Below are 1534 nucleotides of genomic sequence, written 5' to 3'. Positions count from 1 at the left end.
TCTCTTTCCACTAGGAACTAAAGTGGCAATACCATCTACTGCTAATGAACCTAAAGATATATTACTTGATAAACCTAGTCTTGTTTCTTCTCCATCAATTAATGAACCTAAAGATGGTGTTGCTACATTATTGCTATCAGCTATAAAGTTCAAGCTTAAATTAAAAGAGCTTCTAGTAGTAGTTTTGTATAATAACCAAGTAGTAGAACTATTAGGACTACCATGAAACAATCCTATACTAGAAGAATAAATTAATTCAGTATCACTTAAAGAAACTATAGTTGTAGTTTTATTAACAACCAAAGCATCGTTACCATCAAACGCATTAAATGTAATGGTATCACCAACCCTAAATCCCTCTTTAATAAATGAAGCATTGTTTCCACTTATAGTTATAGATTTAACTAAACTATTTATAGTAAAGAAAACAGTAGGTGTTGTAACAATAGATATATCTTCAAGAACTGTAAACTTACAAGTAGTTTTATCACCAGCATTAGCTGTAAATACTTTAAACGTCTGATTAAAAGAATCAGTAAACGTACTATTTATTAGTGTTATTGGCATCTGACAATTCTGTTAAAAGTTTGTTTAAAGCTGTAATATCTTTCTTATTAATAGCTTCATTTATGCTATTACTTAAAGCCATCAATCTTTGTATAGATTCTTTTTGCTCATCAGTTTCAGCTTTAGACAACAAACTCTCATATATAAGTCGCTGTCTTTCAATTGTTTCCTCAATTGATTTTATTGTATCTGCAAAAACATTTTCCATAATTCAAAATTAAAATATTTTCTTTAAGAATATGTTATTGGTATTTATATTTTTTGGCTCTTTATAAGTAATTATAGAATACTTTTTTTCATCATAATATTCCATGTTAATAATCTCACAATCTTGACCATCTATAGTTATAAAGTTATTTTTATAGATTGATAAAAACGTTTTAGAATCCATAGGGAATTTCACATTGTTTCTAATAATCCTCATAAATCCAGAATTAGGACTATTTATGTAGTGAAATTTATCCCATAATACAGATGTGCTTAATAATGTTTGGTTAGAATTTTTAACTGGTCTACTTACACCATCGTGTACAAATATTTTAGTAGACGAATAGTATAATTGTGAAACTAGAACTACACCTTTTTTATCAGAATAGTCATCACCTCCATTAGAAACCCACTGGAAAGCATCTTTTAACCCCTCATAAATATCCTCAAACCAATTTGTGGACTGCTTAGTATAAGCTAAAGAAAAAGGTATGTTAATATCAGTCAACCCCTTTACTGTACTTAATGTTGCTGTTGGTGAATCTGGATTGTTTTGTATAGAGTATTCTGAAGCTTGATGTACATAATTATCCAATGTTACAATATCAGAATAGTCATTATTGTAGTGTATAAAATACCTTTTAAACAATCTTGAAAAATCATATCTATATTTATTCGTTCTAGTGCTTTGCTCATTTAATGAAGAATCAAGTTTAACATCTGCATTTCTTTTAAACTTATCCCATCTTTCAAAATAAAC

The 1534-nt window shown here is 28.3% G+C and carries 3 protein-coding genes; all 3 read right to left on the bottom strand.

All coding sequences use genetic code 11. The annotated features are described in order from the left end of the window. On the bottom strand, nt 1-567 hold a 567-nt coding region (locus ABWO04_RS11850), incomplete at its 3' end, for a hypothetical protein (protein ID WP_353079891.1). After that, nucleotides 545-775 carry a hypothetical protein gene (locus tag ABWO04_RS11845; protein WP_353079890.1) on the bottom strand — a complete coding sequence of 77 codons (231 nt, stop codon included), beginning with the start codon at nt 773-775 and terminating at the stop codon, nt 545-547. The genes ABWO04_RS11845 and ABWO04_RS11850, both read right to left, overlap by 23 nt. 9 nt (nt 776-784) lie before the next feature. Continuing rightward, nucleotides 785-1534, bottom strand: a 750-nt coding sequence (locus ABWO04_RS11840; RefSeq protein ID WP_353079889.1) for a hypothetical protein, incomplete at its 5' end; no start/stop codon positions are given.

Origin of the sequence: Flavobacterium sp., from assembly GCF_040382755.1 — a bacterium.
GTDB lineage: Bacteria > Bacteroidota > Bacteroidia > Flavobacteriales > Flavobacteriaceae > Flavobacterium.
The sequence above is the reverse complement of the archived record's forward strand: the minus strand, read 5'-3'. Positions and strand labels throughout refer to the sequence as shown.

Coding starts and splice junctions, on each gene's coding strand:
- ABWO04_RS11845 (WP_353079890.1), bottom strand. CDS start 775: ATGGAAAATGTTTTTGCAGATACAATAAAATCAATTGAGGAAACAATT.